A 1,140-nucleotide genomic window follows, 5' to 3' on the forward strand; every position below is an offset into this window, starting at 1 on the left:
ATCGCCAACATTGATATTAGCACTTTGTAATTTCGCACCATTTTCAACATTTGCTGTACCATTGTTGATATTGGTATCCGCTGTTACAGTTGTTGTTCCTGCGGTAACATTCACTGTACCGTTATTATCTACAGTTAAATTGTTAGCCGAGGTTGTGCCACTTGAATTTAATTGACCGCCATCTACGGTTAAATTACCTGTTGCTATTAATATGCTGCTATTGGTAAGGTTACCATCTGCTTTTACTGTGACATTATCCGTTTGTACCGTACCAGCATTCGTTAATATTGCACTACTTGCATTACCTCTTCCATCACCAACATTAAGGGCTTCACTATCTAATTTCGCACCACTCGCAATCGCTACTGCCCCCTCGTTGATATTGGTTACATCCGCTTCTACCGTACCTTTGTTCACCTCTACAGTACCGCCATCTACGGTTAAATTATCAGTATTTACTGTACCAGCGTTATCCGTATCGCCCACATTGACACTACCATCTGCTTTCACATTTAAGTTAGTTACATTATCCAGCGTACCAAGAATATCTAATGCCGCACTGCCTGCATCGCCTGTACCATCACCAACGTTCACAGTATTACTGTTTAACGTTTTATCAGCCGCAACACTAACTTTGCCGTCTTTCACATTGGTTGTGCCAACGGTATTGTTTGCTGCCAGATTTAACGTTCCTTTACCATCTTTATTTAATGTCCCTTTATTGCCATCTTTGTTAGCAGTAATATCTGCTGTACTCTCTTGAGTAACTGTCTGACCATCTGCAATATCCAGATTTAGCTTACCACCAATGCCGATCTTATCTCCTTTGCTCGTATCAAAGCCCTCAAAGAGTGTATCGTTTCCTGCTGGTACAAGGTTAAGTGCACCATTTGAACTTACATTGATGACGGCATTGGTATCAGGATCAGATGCTTGGTTTGATGTAATATTTTCCGCATTTACTGTACCCGCAACAGTTAAATTACCACCATTCAATGCTAAATTTTTTGGTACCTCTGTTGTACCTACATTTAGCGCACCACCATTCTGAACCGTAACATCACCATCATTGACAGTTGCACTATTTGTTGCATTGATCGTAGCACCATTATTCGCATCCAAAGTACCTCCTGACATTGT

1 protein-coding gene is annotated in these 1,140 nt (G+C 40.9%); it reads right to left on the reverse strand.

The window, feature by feature from the left end; genetic code table 11:
- Positions 1-1,122, reverse strand: a 1,122-nt coding sequence (locus ACFFHT_RS02775; RefSeq protein WP_382373270.1) for a hypothetical protein, incomplete at its 3' end; no start/stop codon positions are given.
- Positions 1,123-1,140: the final 18 nt, after the last annotated feature.

The organism is Gallibacterium melopsittaci (assembly GCF_042433085.1).
GTDB classification, from domain to species: Bacteria; Pseudomonadota; Gammaproteobacteria; order Enterobacterales; family Pasteurellaceae; genus Gallibacterium; species Gallibacterium melopsittaci.